General features: G+C 47.6%; 20 protein-coding genes and 1 tRNA gene. 10 read left to right on the forward strand and 11 right to left on the reverse strand.

Annotated features, from left to right (window positions below; genetic code table 11):
• Nucleotides 1–367 precede the first annotated feature (367 nt).
• From QUB63_RS09225 to QUB63_RS09240, 4 genes are all read left to right on the forward strand, one after another.
• Nucleotides 368–1414 carry a M42 family metallopeptidase gene (locus QUB63_RS09225; RefSeq protein WP_332944783.1) on the forward strand — a complete coding sequence of 349 codons (1047 nt, stop codon included), beginning with the start codon at nucleotides 368–370 and terminating at the stop codon, nucleotides 1412–1414.
• 90 nt (nucleotides 1415–1504) lie between these two features.
• Nucleotides 1505–1577: transfer RNA gene (locus QUB63_RS09230), tRNA-Glu, on the forward strand.
• Between the two features lie 314 nt (nucleotides 1578–1891).
• Entirely contained in the window at nucleotides 1892–2302 is a 411-nt protein-coding gene (locus QUB63_RS09235) for a HEPN domain-containing protein (RefSeq protein ID WP_332944626.1), read from the forward strand.
• Nucleotides 2281–2670: a hypothetical protein gene (locus tag QUB63_RS09240; protein ID WP_332944628.1), complete on the forward strand. Its 390-nt coding sequence runs from the start codon at nucleotides 2281–2283 to the stop codon at nucleotides 2668–2670. Before QUB63_RS09235 ends, QUB63_RS09240 begins: the two co-directional genes overlap by 22 nt.
• Before the next feature lie 23 nt (nucleotides 2671–2693).
• On the opposite strand, the gene QUB63_RS09245 is transcribed toward QUB63_RS09240, so the two are convergent.
• The 3 genes from QUB63_RS09245 to QUB63_RS09255 all read right to left on the reverse strand — a co-directional run bounded on the left by QUB63_RS09245 (nucleotide 2694) and on the right by QUB63_RS09255 (nucleotide 5617).
• Entirely contained in the window at nucleotides 2694–3020 is a 327-nt protein-coding gene (locus tag QUB63_RS09245; protein ID WP_332944629.1) for a hypothetical protein, read from the reverse strand.
• Between the two features lie 158 nt (nucleotides 3021–3178).
• Nucleotides 3179–4858 (reverse strand): ABC1 kinase family protein, encoded by a 1680-nt coding sequence (locus QUB63_RS09250; RefSeq protein ID WP_332944630.1) that lies wholly within the window; start codon nucleotides 4856–4858, stop codon nucleotides 3179–3181.
• Nucleotides 4859–4981: 123 nt separating this feature from the next.
• Nucleotides 4982–5617, reverse strand: coding sequence for a hypothetical protein (locus QUB63_RS09255; RefSeq protein WP_332944631.1), 636 nt, complete (start codon nucleotides 5615–5617; stop codon nucleotides 4982–4984).
• A gap of 363 nt (nucleotides 5618–5980) precedes the next feature.
• Between QUB63_RS09255 and QUB63_RS09260 the strand changes: the two genes are divergently transcribed.
• On the forward strand, nucleotides 5981–6208 hold the full coding sequence (locus tag QUB63_RS09260) for a hypothetical protein (RefSeq protein ID WP_332944632.1): 228 nt from the start codon (nucleotides 5981–5983) through the stop codon (nucleotides 6206–6208).
• Between the two features lie 167 nt (nucleotides 6209–6375).
• Here the strand turns inward: QUB63_RS09260 and QUB63_RS09265 are convergent, their stop codons facing one another.
• The gene (locus tag QUB63_RS09265; protein ID WP_332944633.1) at nucleotides 6376–8604 is read right to left on the reverse strand and encodes a sensor histidine kinase; all 2229 of its coding nucleotides are present in this window, start codon (nucleotides 8602–8604) and stop codon (nucleotides 6376–6378) included.
• Nucleotides 8605–9138: 534 nt separating this feature from the next.
• The gene (locus tag QUB63_RS09270) at nucleotides 9139–10005 is read right to left on the reverse strand and encodes a hypothetical protein (protein WP_332944635.1); all 867 of its coding nucleotides are present in this window, start codon (nucleotides 10003–10005) and stop codon (nucleotides 9139–9141) included.
• A gap of 181 nt (nucleotides 10006–10186) precedes the next feature.
• Here QUB63_RS09270 and QUB63_RS09275 point away from each other — a divergent pair, with 181 nt between their 5' ends.
• Nucleotides 10187–10735 (forward strand): LeuD/DmdB family oxidoreductase small subunit, encoded by a 549-nt coding sequence (locus QUB63_RS09275; RefSeq protein ID WP_332944637.1) that lies wholly within the window; start codon nucleotides 10187–10189, stop codon nucleotides 10733–10735.
• A gap of 61 nt (nucleotides 10736–10796) precedes the next feature.
• On the opposite strand, the gene QUB63_RS09280 is transcribed toward QUB63_RS09275, so the two are convergent.
• On the reverse strand, nucleotides 10797–11219 hold the full coding sequence (locus QUB63_RS09280) for an NUDIX hydrolase (RefSeq protein WP_332944638.1): 423 nt from the start codon (nucleotides 11217–11219) through the stop codon (nucleotides 10797–10799).
• A gap of 343 nt (nucleotides 11220–11562) precedes the next feature.
• On the reverse strand, nucleotides 11563–11994 hold the full coding sequence (locus tag QUB63_RS09285; RefSeq protein ID WP_332944639.1) for a DNA-binding protein: 432 nt from the start codon (nucleotides 11992–11994) through the stop codon (nucleotides 11563–11565).
• Nucleotides 11995–12139: 145 nt separating this feature from the next.
• Between QUB63_RS09285 and folD the strand changes: the two genes are divergently transcribed.
• Nucleotides 12140–13015, forward strand: a complete 876-nt coding sequence (gene folD, locus QUB63_RS09290) for a bifunctional methylenetetrahydrofolate dehydrogenase/methenyltetrahydrofolate cyclohydrolase FolD (protein WP_332944641.1) — start codon at nucleotides 12140–12142, stop codon at nucleotides 13013–13015.
• A gap of 98 nt (nucleotides 13016–13113) precedes the next feature.
• Here folD and QUB63_RS09295 read toward each other — a convergent pair whose 3' ends face one another.
• Nucleotides 13114–14193, reverse strand: a complete 1080-nt coding sequence (locus tag QUB63_RS09295; protein WP_442921770.1) for a class I SAM-dependent methyltransferase — start codon at nucleotides 14191–14193, stop codon at nucleotides 13114–13116.
• Nucleotides 14078–14566 carry a GNAT family N-acetyltransferase gene (locus QUB63_RS09300; RefSeq protein WP_332944642.1) on the reverse strand — a complete coding sequence of 163 codons (489 nt, stop codon included), beginning with the start codon at nucleotides 14564–14566 and terminating at the stop codon, nucleotides 14078–14080. Before QUB63_RS09300 ends, QUB63_RS09295 begins: the two co-directional genes overlap by 116 nt.
• A 111-nt stretch (nucleotides 14567–14677) precedes the next feature.
• Between QUB63_RS09300 and QUB63_RS09305 the strand changes: the two genes are divergently transcribed.
• The 3 genes from QUB63_RS09305 to QUB63_RS09315 all read left to right on the forward strand — a co-directional run bounded on the left by QUB63_RS09305 (nucleotide 14678) and on the right by QUB63_RS09315 (nucleotide 17150).
• Nucleotides 14678–15565: a LysR family transcriptional regulator gene (locus QUB63_RS09305; protein WP_332944643.1), complete on the forward strand. Its 888-nt coding sequence runs from the start codon at nucleotides 14678–14680 to the stop codon at nucleotides 15563–15565.
• A 182-nt stretch (nucleotides 15566–15747) separates the two neighbouring features.
• Nucleotides 15748–16677, forward strand: coding sequence for a geranylgeranyl diphosphate synthase CrtE (gene crtE, locus QUB63_RS09310; protein WP_332944644.1), 930 nt, complete (start codon nucleotides 15748–15750; stop codon nucleotides 16675–16677).
• A gap of 14 nt (nucleotides 16678–16691) precedes the next feature.
• Nucleotides 16692–17150 (forward strand): divergent PAP2 family protein, encoded by a 459-nt coding sequence (locus QUB63_RS09315; RefSeq protein ID WP_332944785.1) that lies wholly within the window; start codon nucleotides 16692–16694, stop codon nucleotides 17148–17150.
• A 74-nt stretch (nucleotides 17151–17224) separates the two neighbouring features.
• Here QUB63_RS09315 and QUB63_RS09320 read toward each other — a convergent pair whose 3' ends face one another.
• Nucleotides 17225–17728, reverse strand: coding sequence for a YbjN domain-containing protein (locus QUB63_RS09320; protein ID WP_332944645.1), 504 nt, complete (start codon nucleotides 17726–17728; stop codon nucleotides 17225–17227).
• A gap of 242 nt (nucleotides 17729–17970) precedes the next feature.
• Nucleotides 17971–18876 (reverse strand): ferritin-like domain-containing protein, encoded by a 906-nt coding sequence (locus QUB63_RS09325; protein ID WP_332944646.1) that lies wholly within the window; start codon nucleotides 18874–18876, stop codon nucleotides 17971–17973.
• Nucleotides 18877–18933: the final 57 nt, after the last annotated feature.

Below are 18933 nucleotides of genomic sequence, written 5' to 3' on the forward strand. Positions count from 1 at the left end.
TATTTAGATTTATTCATTTTCATAATAACATTTCGGACAGCTTTATATCTGACGCAGGGCGAGAAACCGGGATTCTACGAGTTTTGGGTTGGGTAACGAGAAATATCGGAATAAACCGGGTTTCTACGAGTTTTGCGAAGAGGAACGAGAAATATCGCAAGAAACCCGGTTTCTGAGAGCGGCGCGCAAAGGTATCAGAAACCCAGTTTCTTTGGTGGCGAAGGTGGGCAAATTTTTAAACATTCCTCTGTCGCCTTTACGGTTTATTGAAAAACCAATCTGGTTCACTTCAGAAAATAGGATTGCTAGACAGAATAAATCTGCTTTAATATATGTCAAAATATGCTCCAAAACGCGGGAATCAAAAATGTTAGAGTTCGATCGCCTGTTCCAAACAATCGAAGAATTAGTCATGCTGCACTCCCCCAGCGGTGCGGAGTCGGAAATTAACCAGCGGTTGATGGAAAAGTTCGCCGCCCTGGGAGTGAATGCTTGGATCGATCGCGCTGACAATGCGATCGCCCTAATTAAGGGCCGCAATCCCGAAAGGTCGATCGCCATTACCGCCCACAAAGACGAAATAGGTGCCCTAGTTAAAACAATAGGCGAGAGCGGGCGCGTCGAAGTTCGCAGGTTGGGCGGTGCGTTTCCTTGGGTTTACGGCGAAGGCGTTGTCGATTTGTTGGGCGACAAGCAAACAATTAGCGGCATTCTCAGCTTCGGGAGCCGCCACGTTTCTCACGAATCCCCCCAAAAAGCTCAGCAGGAAGATGTTTCTTTAAAGTGGGAAAATGCCTGGATTGAAACTAAATGTACCGCCGAGGAATTAGCCGAGGCGGGAATTCGCCCGGGCACGCGGATGGTGGTGGGAAAGCACCGCAAGCGCCCGCTGCGGTTGAAGGATTGGATCGCGAGCTACACCCTCGACAACAAGGCTTCTGTGGCGATTTTGCTGGCTCTGGCGGAATGTTTGCAAGAGCCTGCGGTGAATGTTTATTTGGTGGCGTCGGCGAAGGAGGAGGTTGGGGCGATCGGGGCTTTGTATTTTACGCAGCGCCAGCCGTTGGACGCGCTGATTGCTTTGGAAATTTGCCCTCTAGCGCCAGAATACCCGATCGACGACGGCGAAAACCCAGTTTTGCTGGTTCAGGACGGCTACGGAGTTTACGATGAAGGATTGAACGCTCAATTGCGCGCAGCAGCCGCAGCAGCCGATGTAGAGGTGCAGTTGGCGGTAATTAGCGGTTTTGGAAGCGATGCTTCGATCGCCATGAAGTTCGGCCATGTAGCCCGCGCCGCTTGTTTGGCTTTCCCCACGCAGAACACCCACGGGTTTGAGATTGCTCGCTTGGGGGCGATCGGCAACTGCGCCGCCATCCTCAAAGCCTACTGCGAGCAACTTTCGGACGACTAGAAAAAAACTTTCGCAAAGTAGTTGACAAATTCAGAAAGATTAGTTAAGGTAATAAAGGTGCGGAACACAAGCAAACGCAACGCAAAACGCGCCCCCATCGTCTAGAGGCCTAGGACACATCCCTTTCACGGATGCGACGGGGATTCGAATTCCCCTGGGGGTATTGAAAATTTAACTCTGATATCAAAATGATATCTAGCAACTGGTGAAGGCAACAAGCCCAATCCACACGCTAGGTATCATTTTTGCTTTTGGTGGGTTTAATTTCCTCTCGTATTGGATAATTGTATAGCAGTTGACAGTTGACCTGGGACAGTTGACAGTTGCAGAACGGGAATCAAATCATTGATGCAGTACGGGTATCGGCTCTATTCATGAAGTTATTTATGTCCTGACCGATGTGGCGGTTGCTATAAATCCAGACGCGGTTTCAACTGCCCGGTCTTGTTGCTGATTTCATGGAGGCAAGCTAAATTTGTGAATAGACGAGATTTGCAAAACATCGCACTCACTCGACTTAAAGAAGTAGAAGTGCTGCTCGAAAATCGTCAATACTCTGGTGCTTACTATCTCAGCGGTTATGTCATAGAATGCGCTTTAAAAGCTGGCATTGCCAAACAAACCCGGAAATTCGACTTTCCTGACAAAAAAACTGTTTTCGACAGTTACACCCACGATTTAGAAAAACTGGTTAAAGTTGCTAAACTTGATTCAGAATTAAAAACTCTGCTAAAAGATGTAGACTTTTTAACTGCATGGGTAGTTCTTAAAGACTGGTCAGAAGAAAGCCGTTACCAAAAACACGACAAACAAAAAGCCCTCGATATTTACTCAGCAATTACCGACCCAAATCACGGAGTTTTACAATGGGTACAGCAACATTGGTAAGTCAAGAAATAGCAGAAGGTCAAAGACTAATAGACGCTCTTAATGCAGCAGGTGTATCAGTTGATTCTGCTCTCTGGATCTACGCACCAGAACCGGAAAGCTGGCGATTGATGCTCACATCACCTTCATATGATAAGAAAGGCCCACTTAAAACTTACCACGAAATACTATCAGTCTTTCGCGAGGTAGAGCCAGAATTGAAAATTGATTGGACAGCCCTTGTAGCAGTCAGCGTCAAAGATGAATTAATTCAGGGATTGCGTGAGTTACAACAACGTTTCAAATCAAGTTTCTCAGGGAGACGGATAACGAATCAAAGCATCAATCATAGGTACATTGATGATGCTTACATTTATCAAATCAAGTAAATTTACTCTGGATCTATCTGATATCATGCTTGGGAATTAGAGAGAAGAATCTGCAAGCGTTCTCGAACAGAAGACCACATTTGATAAAAAGATCTCCACTCGACAAAATCGATATCATCTCCTAATTGTCCAGCCCTAAATTTTGGGTAAAATTCAGCGGATGACATTTGATACTGGCTTTCGTATTGCTTTAAATCTGTTTCTAGTTCTGCCACTTGTTGTTGAGCAATCGCAATTTCGTGGGCGATGATTTTTTGGAGCGCTCGTTCTACAACTTCGCTCACTTCGCCTCGGTTATAGAGTGTTTCTAAAATTTTGAGCTGTTCCAGAATTTGATTTTGGGTTGCCATTGCCGAGCGGTGGATAATTTGGCTTGAATTGAGTTTAACTTAATTTTATTTGAATGTGGGAAGGACGCTCGCACGCTCCATCGGAAAATTATTATTTTGAGGCCCGCGGAAACCATATTACTCATTACCAATTCCCCATTACCCATTCCCCAGCATATTTATTTTTCAGCCATTTTATCGAGCCTTTCCCTCACCAACAAATCTAACAAAGAACGCAGCACAAACAAGCCGCCGCATCCGGAAACCGCAAAAGCTACGATCGCCCCCGTTTGATATCCGCCCACCAGCAGCACCGCACCCGACAGCAGCGCAAAACCCGCCACACAGGCAAAAATCAGAGTTTTCAGGGCGAGATTGATGCGTTTGAGGGCGCGATCGCTCGAACTATTGCGGACTCGAATTTGCAGCTCCCCATCTTCTATCCGCTGCTCCAAACGCTTGAGGAAAACTTGCGATTTGCTCGGCTGTCGCAACTTGTAGGTGATAAAAGTTCGCGCTTGAAGAGCCAATTCTCCGAGCGCATTTCCCCGCCCCTTGCTCACTGCAATACTCTTGACAAAAGGCTGAGCGCATGATAGGAAATTGTAGTTAGGGTCGAGAGTTCTAGCAATGCCGTCGAGAGTTGTCACCGACTTGACAATAAACATCATTTCTGCGGGCAAGCGAAACGGTTGTTGCTCGAACATGATGTACAGTTCGTTCTTAATTTCATTGAAAGCTTGAAAGTCGATCGGCTTATCAATAAACTTATCCAACAGAAAAGCAATCAGCCTGCGTACCGGCATCATATCCGGCATCGGCTCAACCAAGCCGATCGTAATTAAAGTATTGAGTACCTCGTCAGCATCCTTTCTCATCACAGCAAAAAAAGTCTTAACCATTTGGTCTTTAGCCAGAGACTTAACCTCAGCCATCATCCCAAAATCGTAAAAAATTAAGCTGCCATCTTCTGTCACCGCCAAATTTCCCGGATGCGGGTCAGCTTGAAAAAAACCGTCAATTAACAACTGTTTCAAATAACAGCAAATTCCTAGTTGATTGAGCTTCGCAATATCTACTCCTATCGCCTCTAAACTAATGCGGTCGTCCACCTTAATGCCTGGTGCGTATTCTAGAGTCAGCACTTTTTTAGTAGTGTATTGCCAGTAGACTTTCGGGACAATAACCTGAGGATATTCTCGGAAATTATGGCTGAAGCGATCGGAATTTTTACCTTCTTGCACGTAGTTAATTTCTTGATATAAAATCTTAAAAAATTCGTGATAAAGAGATTCTAGGTCGTACTTGCGCGTCCCAGGCAAATAGCGATCGCAAAAACGCATCACTTGGCGCACCGCCTTCACATCCAAATCAAATAAACTTTCCAAACCCGGACGCTGCACCTTCACAATCACATCTTCCCCGGTGTGCAGCCTCGCTTTGTGCACCTGTCCCAGACTCGCAGCAGCCAGTGGCAACGGGTCAAAATCGCGGTACAAAGCATAAATATCCTTGCCTAACTCTGATTCTACAAGAGCGATCGCCTCTTCGGAACTAAACTCAGGAACCCGATCCTGCAATTGTTCCAACTCCTTCACGTACTCCAGGGGCAGCAAATCCGCCCGAGTCGAGAGAGACTGCCCGATTTTAATAAAAGTCGGGCCCAAATCCAGCAAAGTATTGACCAACCAATGGGCGCGAATTCTTCTAGTATGAGGAGAATTATTTTGCAGCAGTCCATCCCACCACAAAAAAAACATAAACTTTGCCGCCGCAGCAAAAACGTCTATTTGTCGTGCCAGCGGCGAATATTTAGAACGTTGCCAACGCAGGAGTTTAGGTGCAGCTTTTGTGAGCATAAGATTCGTCGCGATCTATTGAGGTGCACCGCAACGATTTTAACTGGAAATTGCAGCAAGCGATCGGCTCAGATAGAAATACCCGACAAATGCGGAATTTACTTACAGCCAAACACCGTCAGTTTATTTCACAGCCAGATGCTTGCGTTTTTGAATCAACCATCCTATTCCCAAAGCTAAGCCGGGAATTACAGTCCCCTCCGGTACCGGTGCGGGAGTCGAGTCGTCGGCTGTGCGGTAAACAGCCCCTCTTCCCACGCGAAAGCCAGAAAAGTACCCGCAATCCTTAATCCCAGGCGGAATTCCGGGCGGACATTCTATGGGAAGATAGGCCGTAACGAAGCCAGCACTTTCTGGCCTCACCGACAAAGTTGCGCCTCTTGAGTTCTTTGCTTCAAGCCTTAAGGCCGATCGATCCGGAGCTGAAGGAGACTGTGGATCGTCGATTGTCAGCGGATTGAAGTAAAAACTAAAGCTAGAAAGATCGTTCTTGTCCCAGGTTCCTTCTTCATAGGAAGTTGGTGAAATAACGTAGCGGAATGTGGCTTGGAACGAATCAAGCTCGTCAAGTCCCATAGACGCTTGATTCGTTCCATCGAACGTTACATTACCAGAAAATTCAATCAATAGTGGGGTAGTGGAATTTCCCAGTGCGAACGAAGCTGCTTTGGCAGGGAGCGTTTCAAGGGCTGCAAAACCGATCGCACCACTGGCTGCTGCGACGGCAAGTTTTTGGCAGATGTTTTTCATGTGGGTCATAAATTTATCAAACGTTGACCGATCGATCCGAACTGATGAAAGTTGGTGGGAACCCACCAACTAATTACCTTCAATTCGCGGTTAAACTTATCAGACTTTGCCCTCAAAACACCCCAAATTGACGCCATCTCTGATGGCTAAAATAATAGACTAATTTTAACCTATGTTATATTACCTTGTAAACACAGTAAATATTAAAAATTGTTAATATTTCAGGAAGTACCCAATCCAAAAATGCTACTTATTACAACTATAATCCTATCAGTTTCTGCCAGCCAACCTACTAATTTTATATATAATATTATAATACTATGAAAAAATAATAAAATTCTCCCAGATCCCGCACTCAAGAAGTTACAGGGAGTGCGGGTAGGCTGTGGCGAAAAAACTCCGATCGCCAAATCGAGTACCCCATCAAGACACCTACAATATGCGAGCAATCAGCAGCAAATACTAGCAAAAGTTTTGCGGACGAGCGGCAATTTATACGGGCAACCAGACAAACAAGTCAATCGATTGCGCGATTTTCGCATTGAAGATTTTAGAGGCGACCCCACGGATAAATGCGGGGGACGCAAGGATGAGCGTTGAAGATTTTGGATTGATTCCACGGATGCAAGTCCCTGGCGGGTACCACCTTTGAAATTCAAAGGTCAAAAAGGAGGATTGGGCAACGTTTGCCACATTTCCAAATCTCCCTATCAAGGCAAGTCTTCGCCGGTTCGCTGTCAATTAAGAGCCGCTTCTCAACCAAACTATTATTCTAGATTAGAGAGTTTCGCTGGAAATTGCGGCAAAGTCAGAGTAAAAGATGTGCGCCACAACTCGTCAGCTTCTGAACTTTCTGCCGGAGTGCTAGACACATCAATAGTACCATTCAAGTGCTCTACTAAACACTTTACCAGAGCCAGACCCAAACCCGTACCGGCGATCGCTTGGTCAGTAATGCCAGTGCCGCGGCGGAACTTGTCAAAGATGTGGGGTAAATCAGCAGCAGAAATGCCGCGCCCGAAATTAGAGACGCTCAAGACAATAGAGCCGGCCGCCTCAGACGCCTCCAAAACCACCGCATTTCCAGAAGCCGAGTATTTTCCAGCATTCGTCAGCAGTTCCAGCAGCACCCGCTTGAGACTGTCCTGGTCGGTTTCCAAGCAAGGGGCCAACTTCGGCAAATCCACCTTCAGAGTCAATTCCTTATCCGCCCACTGTTTCTCAAAATCCCCAGCTAAATCTTGAATCAAACGCTTGAGATCGATTTTGATGAGAGAAATAGGGACTTGCTGGGGCTCAAACTGCTTGAGGGCTAGCAAATCGTTAACCAGAGCGGTTTCCTTAGAACACTGCTGCTCTAGAATGTCGAGATACTTAGCCCGACTTGCTGACTGCTGTTCAGCTTGTTTTAGCATCAGAATCGCCAGCTTCATGATTGTTAAAGGGGTGCGCAACTCGTGACTCATAGTGCTGAGAAACTCGTCTTTTATCAGCTTCAATTTGCGCACTTGCTCTAGTTGAATGGCAGATTGTTCGTAGAGTTTCTCCTGCAGGTCGAGACTTTGCTGCAACTGAGCGCTTCTTTCTGAGACTAGGGTTTGCGCTTCCTTGAGCGTCTGAGTTTGGATAATCGCCCTGCTCGCTTGAGTTCCGACTAATTGCACAACTTCCAATTCTTCTTTGAGCCAAGGGCGGGGTTCGGAGTGCTGCAAAACCAAGAACCCCAAGACGGTTTCGTCTCCGTTGGCGCCCGTGAGGGGAACCAGCAACAGGGCGCGAATGTCTTGGAGTTTCAAGATTTCTGCCGCGGTTTCTGGTTCGTTGTCGATCGATTCGCCTGCGTCAGCGAGGGCGAGAGGTTGGGGTGCGCTGTGGAATGCTTGCTCGAACAAGCTAGATTCCGACAGCCAAAAAGCGGGAGAGTTATTTGATTTTGAGTTGGGGATTTTCGATTTGGAATTGGCAGTTTTCTCCTTGTTTTTTGTTTTGGCACTCGTGCTTTTTTTCCCCGCATCGCTTTCTGCTATTGTCTGTTTGTTTGCATCTTTTTTGAGAGCGGATTCGCAAACTAATTCGACTTTTGCTTTGGGCGTTTGATTGTTGGTAGAGCGATTTTTAAAGAGAGGGTCTGTATATTTCAACAGCAGGATTTGACCTCTATCTACTGCCAGGGTATCGACGGTATTTTCAATAATTTGCTGCAAAATTCCATCGGCTTCTGAACTGGTGTCGATCGCGGCAGCGACTGAGCCGAGGAGATTTTTGTATTGAGCTTGTCGCTGTAACTGTTGGTTTAAAGTGGCAATTTCTTGAGTTTTTTGAATGTGAGAAATCGCGATGCCGATCGCGTCTGATGCTGCTTCTAGGCACTGCCGGTCGGCTGCCGACCACTCGTGAGGTTGCGACTTACCAACAATCATCATCCCATTTACAGCCCCTCCAAATCGCGCAGGCCCTGCTAAAATTGCCCGCAAAGGCAGCGGTGTCACAGGGGAATTGGGCGATGAAGCAGCAGCACTCTCCAGATAGTCTGATATCGCCACTATCTCGCCGTCTGCTAGCACAGGAGCCAAGACGGGATGTTCGGGTGATATGCTAGGCGATTCTAATCTTGTGGTTTGAGAGTGTTCCGGTGTTGGAGTTGAATCAGCAGCAACGGCAGCATTTGGGCGATCGTCGGTTCGACTTTGCCACCAAGCATTCGGATTTACTACTTTCTGGTCAACCGCAGCAGCAACCACACAGCAGTCTGCCCCCAAGGCCGCCCCCAAAGTATTGGCTATTTGTAGCAGCAGGATTTCTCGATCTAAGCTGGTCGCGAGAATTTGGTAAATTTGCCGCCCCAGAAGGGCAGGATCGACCTGGTACTGCATAAGACGATCCAGAAATTTTTGGACTGATACTGGTTCTGCGATTTGTGGTAGATGCAAAGTGCAAGACTCTGACAGCGATCGGTCGATCGGAGTAAAATCTTGATTTCCCTGGTAATCGATCATGGCAACGAAGCCTTTATTTTAAGATGTTTGAGCAGGCTCGCGCTGGATATATAGAACCTATCCACAACAGTCGGTTTGACTGTTATGAGCCTGCTTTCTGTGTTAGTTCCGCCCGTTGGCAGGTCACTAGATCTGTGAAAAATACCCAGATATGACCTATTTTTATTTTTTATTTTGCTGTTTTCTACCCTTATATCTGTACGGAATGAACTTTGCATCCTTTACCTGATGAGGATAAATCCCATTCCCACTAATTTTGGCCGTTATTTTAGTATGAAGCTTTTCTTGAGACCGCTTAGTGACACCCCTCTCCTGACTCTGTGATGTTTCCTATTTAAGTTTGTGATCCTGGTAAATTTTTATTGTGATACAAATCAGGCGATCGAGTGACTGCGATCGCAAAAATTAAAAATTAAAAAATTTCCCGTCATAGCAGACCTGAGAGTGTCGGAGTTTTTGCTCAAAAACTCATCTATCGCAGCTCGAAGAGACGCGCTTGCCAGTTCTATTGTTAAATTTATCCGACTTCCCTGCTTACTTATTTTGTGCTTCCAGTTGGGCTTTATCGCTATTTTGGCGGTAAAGTGCCGTCCGGTTGACAGCAGTGCTGTAGCGGGGATGGTTGGGGGACACGGCGGCCATCAAATCCGAAGCTTGCTGCCACTTAGTCGCTACTACTAACCAATCCTCGCGAGATTGAGCGGTTTTGCCGTCGGTGGCTGCTTGCTCGGCTATTCGCACAGCTTGTGCAAAAGAGTCAACAGCAGAATTCGCAGTCTCCTTAGAAATTTTCGATTCAGGTGTTACCGGATTCGGAGTGGCAGTGGCAACGGCTTGGGTGGTGGCTGCTGTGCTGTTTGGGACTGGGGAATTGAGTGCTTTGTAGATGGCGGCGGCCAGCAACAGCACGGTCAAGCTGACGCCACCGACGATACCCCGCTGAAATTGCCGCGGCTGCTGCATCGATCGAGGTGCAGCGATTCTAGGCAAAGCCCGCTTGCCTTTAGCTTGGCGCTCGTGATAGGAAAGGGCCAAACGCTTGAACAAATTCGGCTTTCTGAGTTTAATTTCTTGAGACCACAGCAGTTGATTCTCGGGATCGCGGCTAATTTCTTCGAGCCACAGCAGTTGGTGTTCTCGGACAAGCCGGCTGTTGATGTTGACTCGGTGAATATTGCGGGGCGAAAGGCCCTCCAAAATTTCTCGGACTCGATCGACCAAACTAGACTGTTCGAGCAGTTGGGGTGTTGCAGCTTCGCACAGCAGTTGCAGCACCCCGGAAGCAAACACGGCTCGGGCTCGGACACCTACCTGTGCCAGTTGGTCGTTAAGGATTTGAATAATCGATGCAACGGAGCCCTCGCGAGCTTGTCGAGCAATATCATCTATTGGATTCGCCATAAAACTATCTTGACGCTTAGCAATCTGTATATTTGTTAACCCAAAGTCTCGGATCTGATTTTCACTCATACAGGTTATCACTGACACTGCCAGGTTAAAATGAACTGGTGCAAATTTTGCATACCGATCCCACTTAAAATTATCACCACAGCATCGAGCTCTCGCCAACCGGAAATAAACTATGGGTAAAGTAATTAGCGGTCAAATTTTTGTTGTAGACGACAACATCGATACCGATCAAATTATCCCGGCCGAATACTTGACCCTGGTTCCCTCGAAGCCGGACGAGTACGAGAAACTAGGCAGTTATGCGATGATTGGGTTGCCCGATCGCTACGGCAAGTTTATCGAAGCCGGCGAAACCAAAACCCGGTATCCGATTATCATTGCCGGCGAAAATTTTGGCTGCGGTTCCTCGCGGGAACACGCTCCGATCGCTCTGGGGGCCGCCGGCGTCACAGCGGTGGTAGCCTTGTCTTACGCCCGGATTTTCTTTCGCAATTGCTCGGCTACTGGCGAATTGTACCCGATCGAATCGGTCGATCGACTTTGCGACTTATTTGTAACAGGCCAAGAAGTAACGATCGACTTTGCGGGCGATCGAATTATCAACCACACTCAAAATCTCACTTGCTCCCTCAAGCCTTTAGGAGATGTCGGGCCGGTGATTGATGCCGGAGGGCTGTTTGCCTACGCACGCCAAACGGGAATGATTGCAGCTCGCTCTTAACTGCTAAAACCCCTGCCATGTAAGGTGCGCCCTGAAGCACCTTACAAATATCAATAGAGTCTCAAATTGACTCAATAAAACTCAATAAAATCCGCTGGTGAGGACTGCCGAAAGGTCGCACATCTCCCGACTTTTCAGAATAGCATTTGCCAGCCCGAATATCCTGGGCTGTCAACAACTGCATATCCCAACCCTCGTGCAAAACTAAATCCTTGACATCCGCACTAAGTTGTGAGTGAAAAACATGGCGAACAACATCTCCTTCGACATCGCAACAGAAAAAAGAAAGACTTGCAGGAGCATGGCCAATTTCCTCTACTAATTCCCGCAGCAAAGCAACTTCCGCAGTTTCTCCCGGTTCCAAGTGTCCGCCAAACAAAGCCCAATGTCCGGGATATCTGATATTAGGAACATCGTCCCGCAACTGGCAGAGAAACTTGCCGTCTTTGTATAAAATGGCGATCGCAACGTGAATTTGAGTCATAAAGAAGTTCGGCAACGGATTGTGTAACGGATGTAACAGATTTAACGGATGGAAGGCTATAACGGCTTCGCTCAGGGTAAAAAGAGGGAAGAAGGAAGAGGGAAGAAGTTGTGGTAGGGGCGGGTTCACCCTAATCTGCGATCAAAACGAAAGAGCTCCTAAACCCGCCCCGGTCGAAACTTTGTTTCACCCTAAACTAACTGTAAAATAAAGGAAAAAGCTCGTAAACGCGATCGCATTTCAGCACAAATAACCAAAGCCAAAGCGCCCAAGCGCAACTACAAACCTTGGATTCTTATGAAATACAGGTACTTAATTATTGAAAAAAAAAATTAGCCTGTAGCTATTTTGCTTTGTCAGCCGCTGGAGTGCGATTTAATTGTTCCATTTCCTCAACATAAACTTCACCTAAATCCTTGCCTGCCAATTCCTTAAGAGTGATACTCTTGTAGCGGACTTCTCCCTTGAGCAACACTTCATCGCCAAGCTGAGGCAAAGCTTGGTTAGTTAAAATCCAAATTTGACCAGTACCGTCTTGAAGTTGATAAGCCGCATTCCCCACAAACGGAGCGCGATTTTCCACCTTTCCCCGGAGATAAACTTCACCATCGACTTGGCGCTTTTGTTGAATGTCGCCAATGCTAGCAACATTAAAACCAAGATTGAGTTGAGACATGGGTAAACTGCCACAACTGAGCAAACCGCTGGTAAGTATTAGCAATAAAGAGCCTATGGAGAATCTTGGAACCCAAACTTGATTAATTGCAGTAGTCATTGGTCAACTGATTTGAGATTGGAGATACGACTTACTCTAACAGAATCCCCAGAGTCGATCGCAAGTCAGAAATTTCTTGCTTTGCAATCATTGACGGGGATTAAGCTAAAATCTAAAATCGTCAGCCCCTAACCCAGAGTCTACAATGGATGCCAAAACTGCTCAAATACTAGATGGCAAAGCTTTAGCGACAAAGATTCAAAGCGAACTGAGCGATCGAGTCCGCGCCCTACAGCCCCAGATGGGGCGTCCTCCCGGACTTGCCGTGCTGATGGTGGGCGACAACCCAGCCAGCGCGGCTTACGTGCGCAACAAAGAGCGAGCCTGCGCTAAAGTTGGCATAGCTTCCTTTGGCCAGCATTACCCAGCAAACGCTACTCAAGCCGAACTAGAACTTGCAATTGAGGCGCTCAACTCCGACGATCGAGTAGATGGCATTTTAGTTCAATTACCGCTACCAGAACACTTAGATGCAATTTCCCTACTGTACCAAATTGCCCCCGACAAAGATGCTGACGGGCTTCACCCTGTAAATTTAGGCCGTCTCGTGCGCGGTGAGCAAGGTTTGCGGAGTTGTACTCCCGCCGGAGTGATGCGGTTATTGCAAGAATACCAGATTGATTTGAAAGGAAAAAATGCCGTTGTTTTGGGACGGAGTATTTTGGTGGGTAAACCGATGGCGCTGATGCTGTTAGAAGCCGATTGCACTGTTACTGTAGCTCATTCGCGATCGCAAAACCTAGAATCAATTACCAGCCAAGCCGATATTTTAATCGCCGCCGTCGGCCGCACCGAAATGATTGCAGCTAATATGGTCAAACCGGGAGCAGTAGTAATTGATGTCGGTATTAACCGCGTCGTCAATCCAGACGGTACTAGCCGTTTAGCCGGAGATGTAAATTTTGATGCTGTTAAAACAGTAGCCGAATTTATCACGCCAGTGCCGGGAGGAATCGGGCCGATGACTGTTGCTATGCTGTTGGAAAATACGGTTTCGAGTTATACGAAAAAAATGCTTTGACGCGCGTATAGCGGTAAGGTGCGCTCGGGCCGTGCACCCTACATATAAAAGTTTTGCGGTTCATTTAATACCAAAGAGACTAATTCTACGTGCGCCGACTATTTCTTGACAGCAACAACGCGAATTCGGCGATAATCTGCACTCCAATTACCGTCGCGGTAAAGGGCGGGCCGCAAACGTTCTTCAACTGTACGAATTGCGCGCGATCGCACTTCCTCAGACAAACCCGACAAAAACCCGCCAGCAAACATCTCAATCCAATTTACCATACCAGCGCTGCCGCCTTCTAGGGGAGTCGGGCGATCGAACAAAACCGCATAACCCACCTCAAAACCCTGGTTTTCCAGCAGAAGAGCATACTCGCCAATACTCGGAAAATACCAAGGATTAAGCGATTCAGGCTCCTCGGAGCCAATTTCCGACAAAACGCTCAAAAGTGCACCGGCGATCGCCCCCACATTCCCCTTACCGCCAAACTCAGCAACAAAACGCCCTCCCGGCCTCAGCGCTTTTTCCACGCAATTAATCACAGCATCCGGCTGCTTGATCCAGTGCAAAACAGCATTAGAAAACACAGCATCTAACGGCTCTTCCACATAAAAATCCCTCGCATCCGCAGCCGCGAACTTAATGTGAGGATAATTTGCTTTAGCCGTGGAAATCATCGACAAAGATGAATCAATACCTTGCACAAAAGCACCACTTTGAGCAATTTTTTCAGTTAACTGTCCCGTACCGCAGCCCAAATCCAGAATTTGTTCTCCCGCCTTCGGATATAGTAACTCCAAAAGCGATTCGCCGTACTGCCAAACAAAGGCGTGCTGTTGTTCGTAAAGAGTTGTATTCCAAGAATTTTGTGCCATGATAACTACCCTAAATCTGTCTTCTCTTTCTCTGTGTTCTCTGTGTTCTCTGCGGTTAATAATACCAATCTTAAAAAAGAATGCAACAGTATTCTTGTTCCCCCCGCAATACAGCGGGGGGGCTAGGGGGGGTCGAAGAGTGTTGCACGATTTTAGAAAAATGGTATAAAAAAAAACCTTCTTCACAAAACCAATCAAATTATTTGTTAGCGAGTTGGGCGATCGCACTTCCATCAATACGGCAAACCCTAATATTTTCCAAAATCCGCGCTCCCTGCTTCTCATAAAAAGCAATTCCCGGCGCATTCTTAGCATTAACAGTCCATTCAATCCGCCCGCAATTTGTGGACTCAGCAATTTGCGCAAAATATTTCAACAAAGCTGTACCGACTCCCATACCGCGCATAGGAGCTTGCACAAATAAATCATCAAGCCACAGGCAAGGCTGCGCCAACAAACTTGAATAGGAAGCATAAAACATAGCAAATCCTACCGCATTCCCTGCAACTTCTGCCAACAATACCCGCGCTAGCGGAGTCTGACAAAATAACGTTTGCTGCAATTTATCTGCTGTGGCGGCCAACAGATTTCTCGCTCCATCGAACTCGCTTTTTTGCGAAATAAAAGCCAGAATCAATTCTAAATCTGCAAGTTCTGCTTCTCTAATTTTGATATCCAGATTAGCCATTGTTTAATTCTCAATCTCGCCTATTAATCACTGTATGAAATCTCATCATCAATGTCCAATATCTTTTTAACTAACAACTTATACTTTTAAAATATCAATGATTTGGAAGTTATGGAACTGCGACATTTGCGTTACTTTATTGCGGTTGCAGAGGAACTGAATTTCACTCGCGCAGCGGAAAGACTGCACATGGCTCAACCTCCGCTGAGCCAACAAATCCAGCAGTTGGAGGCAGAGTTGGGGTTTCAACTGTTTCGCCGCACTAAGCGGACGGTTGTGCTAACTGCTGCGGGACAGGTTTTTTTTGAGGAATCACAAAAAATTCTGCAGCAAGTCGATCGCGCCATTCAACTCGGCAAACAGACAAGCCGCGGCGAACTCGGCCAACTGACGATCGGCTTTGTCAGCTCTGCAGCGCACAATGTAGTTCCAGCCATCTTGCAGGCGTTTCGCACTCGGTGTCCCGCAGTCAAACTCGAACTGAGGGAACTCACCACTAACGAACAGTTGCAGCAACTGCGGGAAGGGCAAATTGATATCGGCTTCGTGCGCCCTCCGATCGAGGAAGATGGCATAAATTCCGAAATCGTTTTTCGAGAACCGCTGATCGTGGCGCTGCCAGAAACGCACCCGTGGGCCGATCGCGCTTTTGTTCAATTGCGCGAACTCTCAGCAGAACCGTTCATTTTATTTCCGCGTTCCCTAGCTCCGGGACTGTACGATCCGATCGTCAGTCTTTGTCAGCAAGCAGGTTTTAGCCCGATCGTCGGTCAAGAAGCGATTCAAATGCAGACAATTATCAGCTTGGTAGCTGCCCAGATGGGCGTGGCGATCGTCCCCGCATCAATGCAAAATTTCCAGCGCAGCGGGGTTGTTTACAAATCTTTGCCAGAATCAACCTGCATTGTGGCGATCGCCCTAATTTGGCGCTGCGATCCAACGGAGGCGGTGCAGCGGTTTTTGGAAGTCGCCAGACAAAGTGGCGGATTTGAGATTTGAGAGTTTAGATTGACTGGTAATTTCACAAAGTTATCAAAACTCAAAGATTTTCTGTGCAACAACACCCGTAGAATAATTAATTGATGCTCGGATTTCGGGCAACCCCTGCCGTAAAAGTCGGCGCGATCCGACCCGAACGGCTCACAATATCCCCAGTCACATTCAGTACAAGAGAGCAAGGGATGGTATTTACAGCAACAGAAATGGATTCGTCCCAACCGGAATCCGCTTTCGACTTATCTACTTACTTAGTCGAGCAAAAAAAGGCGATCGAGGTAGCTCTCGACAGTGCACTACCGGTCATCTACCCAGAGAAAATTTACGAAGCAATGCGCTACTCGCTGCTAGCGGGGGGCAAGCGCTTGCGTCCGATCCTGTGTCTGGCTAGCTGCGAACTCGCCGGCGGCACTGCATCTATGGCAATTCCCACAGCTTGCGCTTTGGAAATGATTCACACGATGTCGCTGATTCACGACGATTTGCCGGCAATGGACAATGACGACTACCGCCGCGGCAAACTGACGAACCACAAAGTCTACGGCGAGGATATCGCCATTTTGGCTGGGGATGGTTTGTTGACTTATGCTTTTGAATTTATCGCCACTAAAACTCAGGACGTACCCCCCCATCTGGTGTTGCAGGCGATCGCCCATTTGGCGCGGGCATCCGGCGCTGCTGGACTCGTAGGCGGTCAGGTGGTTGACTTGGCATCGGAAGGAAAAACAGATGTTTCTCTGGAAACTTTGAATTACATTCACGCTCACAAAACTGGCGCGCTGTTAGAAGCTTGCGTAGTTTGTGGGGGAATTTTGGCTGGGGCTTCGGCTGCGGATTTGCAGCGGCTGTCTCGTTTCGCTAAGAATATTGGGCTGGCTTTCCAGATAATTGATGACATTCTGGATATTACTGGTACTCAAGAAGAATTGGGCAAAACTGCTGGCAAAGATGTTCAAGCCGGAAAGGTGACTTATCCGAGTTTGTGGGGAATTGAAGAGTCTCGCCGTCAAGCCAAACAGCTTGTTGCTGATGCGAAGTCTCAACTGGCAGTGTTTGGGAGCAAAGCTCTACCGCTGTTGGGAATCGCCGATTATATTACCAGCCGCAGTAACTAGAAATGCCAAACACTATGCAGGAAATTTGCAGCGGCATCTTGCACAACCAGATTCTGGTGGTTGCTTTGATCGCTTGTTTGTCGGCTCAGGTATTGAAGTTGCCGATCGAATTAATCAAAAATCGCAAGTTTAATCTGCGTTATTTGGTAACAACGGGGGGAATGCCGAGCTCTCACTCGTCTTTTGTGGGCGCTTTGGCTGCTGGAGTCGGACAAACGATGGGATGGGAAAGTCCGGACTTTGCGATCGCTACGATCTTTGCAATTATTGTGATGTACGACGCTGCTGGAGTCCGCCAAGCTGCGGGAAAACAAGCTCGCATCCTCAACCAAATTATTGACGAGTTTTTTGAGGAAGATCACAACCTCAATGAAGCTCGGCTCAAAGAGTTGCTGGGGCACACTCCTTTTCAAGTGCTCGTCGGTTTGGGGCTGGGAATCGCTATTTCTTGGATCGCAGGGCCTGCATATTAGTCATTAGTTAACAGTTAACAGTTAACTAAGGACTAATGACTAAGGACTAATGACTAAGGACTACTGACTAAGGACTACTGACCGAATTCTGCTTGCAGCACGTCGTCGTTGTCATCGGCGATCGTGGCGACAATAGTAATAACCCGAGAAATTTCCCCGATCGAGATTTGGGCCATTGTCCGAGTCGATACTACCGCAACTTGGTTGTCAACAATCGCAAAATGACCTTCCAAAGTAGACAGCCAATTCATTTCTAGAAGTTTCCGCATTAATTGAGCTTCATTCTTGGCCGGCAACTGGAGAACAAAAGCCCACACAGTCAAAGTATCATTTTCGGTTTCGCCCGTAAGTTGCACGAACACTTCGACGCTGCCATACTTAAATTTCCAAAGATGTCCGCCAGCTTCATTTTGACCGACCATCACTTTTTGGTCTACAGCCATGCTGGCAATCACAGTTTCAATTTCTTCTGCATAGCTGACTGCTGTGGCTTTTTCGACCTGCTCGGAGGCGATCGCGCTTTCACTCAAGAGACTTTCTGTGGAAACTGTTTGTGGGTTCGGCTCGCTGTTAGTCATGGTTGTGATTTGACGGACACTTTTCCACTAATCAGTGTACTTCCTAGAGGTTGAGATTGTAGATTTAAAATCTTGGATTTGTCCAAAATCTCAACTCTACAATCCCAGCCGAGCTCTTCCCCTTCACATTTAGAAGCTACGAAAAGAAACCCGGTTTCTCACAGAGATATCTGGCCGCTTAACGAGAGGGCCACGAAGAAACCGGGTTTCTAGTCCCCGCGCGCACAAGTCCCAGACAGTGCTTAAGCCTTGGGCTTGGCCGGGGTCGGCTTCTTCTCAATGGGTTTTAATCCATTGAGGAACATCGGCACAAATTTCTCCACAAATGCCTGCGGGTCTCGGTTCCAGGCCCGTTGAGCTACATCGACTCTGGTCATTTGCAAATCGGGGGCGAGCAGGGTGGCCGGCAAGCGTTCCATCAGGTATTGCGGGCGTTCCCACATGGGCATCGTGTTGGCAATGTCCACGAGACGGGTGACGCGGCGCAGTTCTGCTCCCAGCATGATATCCATTCCCGATGCAAATGCTGCTTGTTCGATCGCCGCATACTTGCGTTTTGCCTGTTCCACCTTTTCGCGGTGTGCCGGACTCTTAGCAGCAATTTCGCCCAGCCAGCGGTTGCCCCAGCGGACGTGACCAGCTTCTTCGGGAAAAATCTTTTCGATAGTTTCGCGGATTTTGACGTTTTCGTCGGTTTGGGGAGCATTTTTGAGGGCGTGGATGTGCGCTGAGAAATACTCGCATCCCCGCTTCTCGGTGACGTTAATCGCCGCTAGGGAAGAAATCACAAAATCTTCGCGGTCTTTGGTAGGGTCTTTTTGCTCGCTGTCGAACAACCTTTCAAATTCGTCAATGTAGGAAACTCCCGGCGGCTTTCCCACATTCTGGCCGAGGTCTACCAGCAAGTCCGTAAGCCACATGGCGTGCCGCGCTTCGTCCGAGATGTGCCGGGAAAGATCCCGCACGAGTTCGGCCGGTTCGCCGTCTAGCTGCTCGATCAAGTCGGTGAGGTCTTTGCAACTGCGCTGTTCGCTGAAGCGGTAGCGGTTGAGGGTGATCAGGTGAATTTCGCGATCGCGCACCACTTGAGCTAAAACTTCGCGCGCTCCCATGCCGTTGCGCAGCTTGCGGGGATAGGCAACTGTCATGTTTGTATGTTGTTTTGTAAAGATACGTATATAAGTGTAACGCAGTTTTTGGGACAA

Origin of the sequence: Microcoleus sp. ARI1-B5, from assembly GCF_036705795.1 — a bacterium.
Classification (GTDB): Bacteria; Cyanobacteriota; Cyanobacteriia; order Cyanobacteriales; family Microcoleaceae; genus Microcoleus.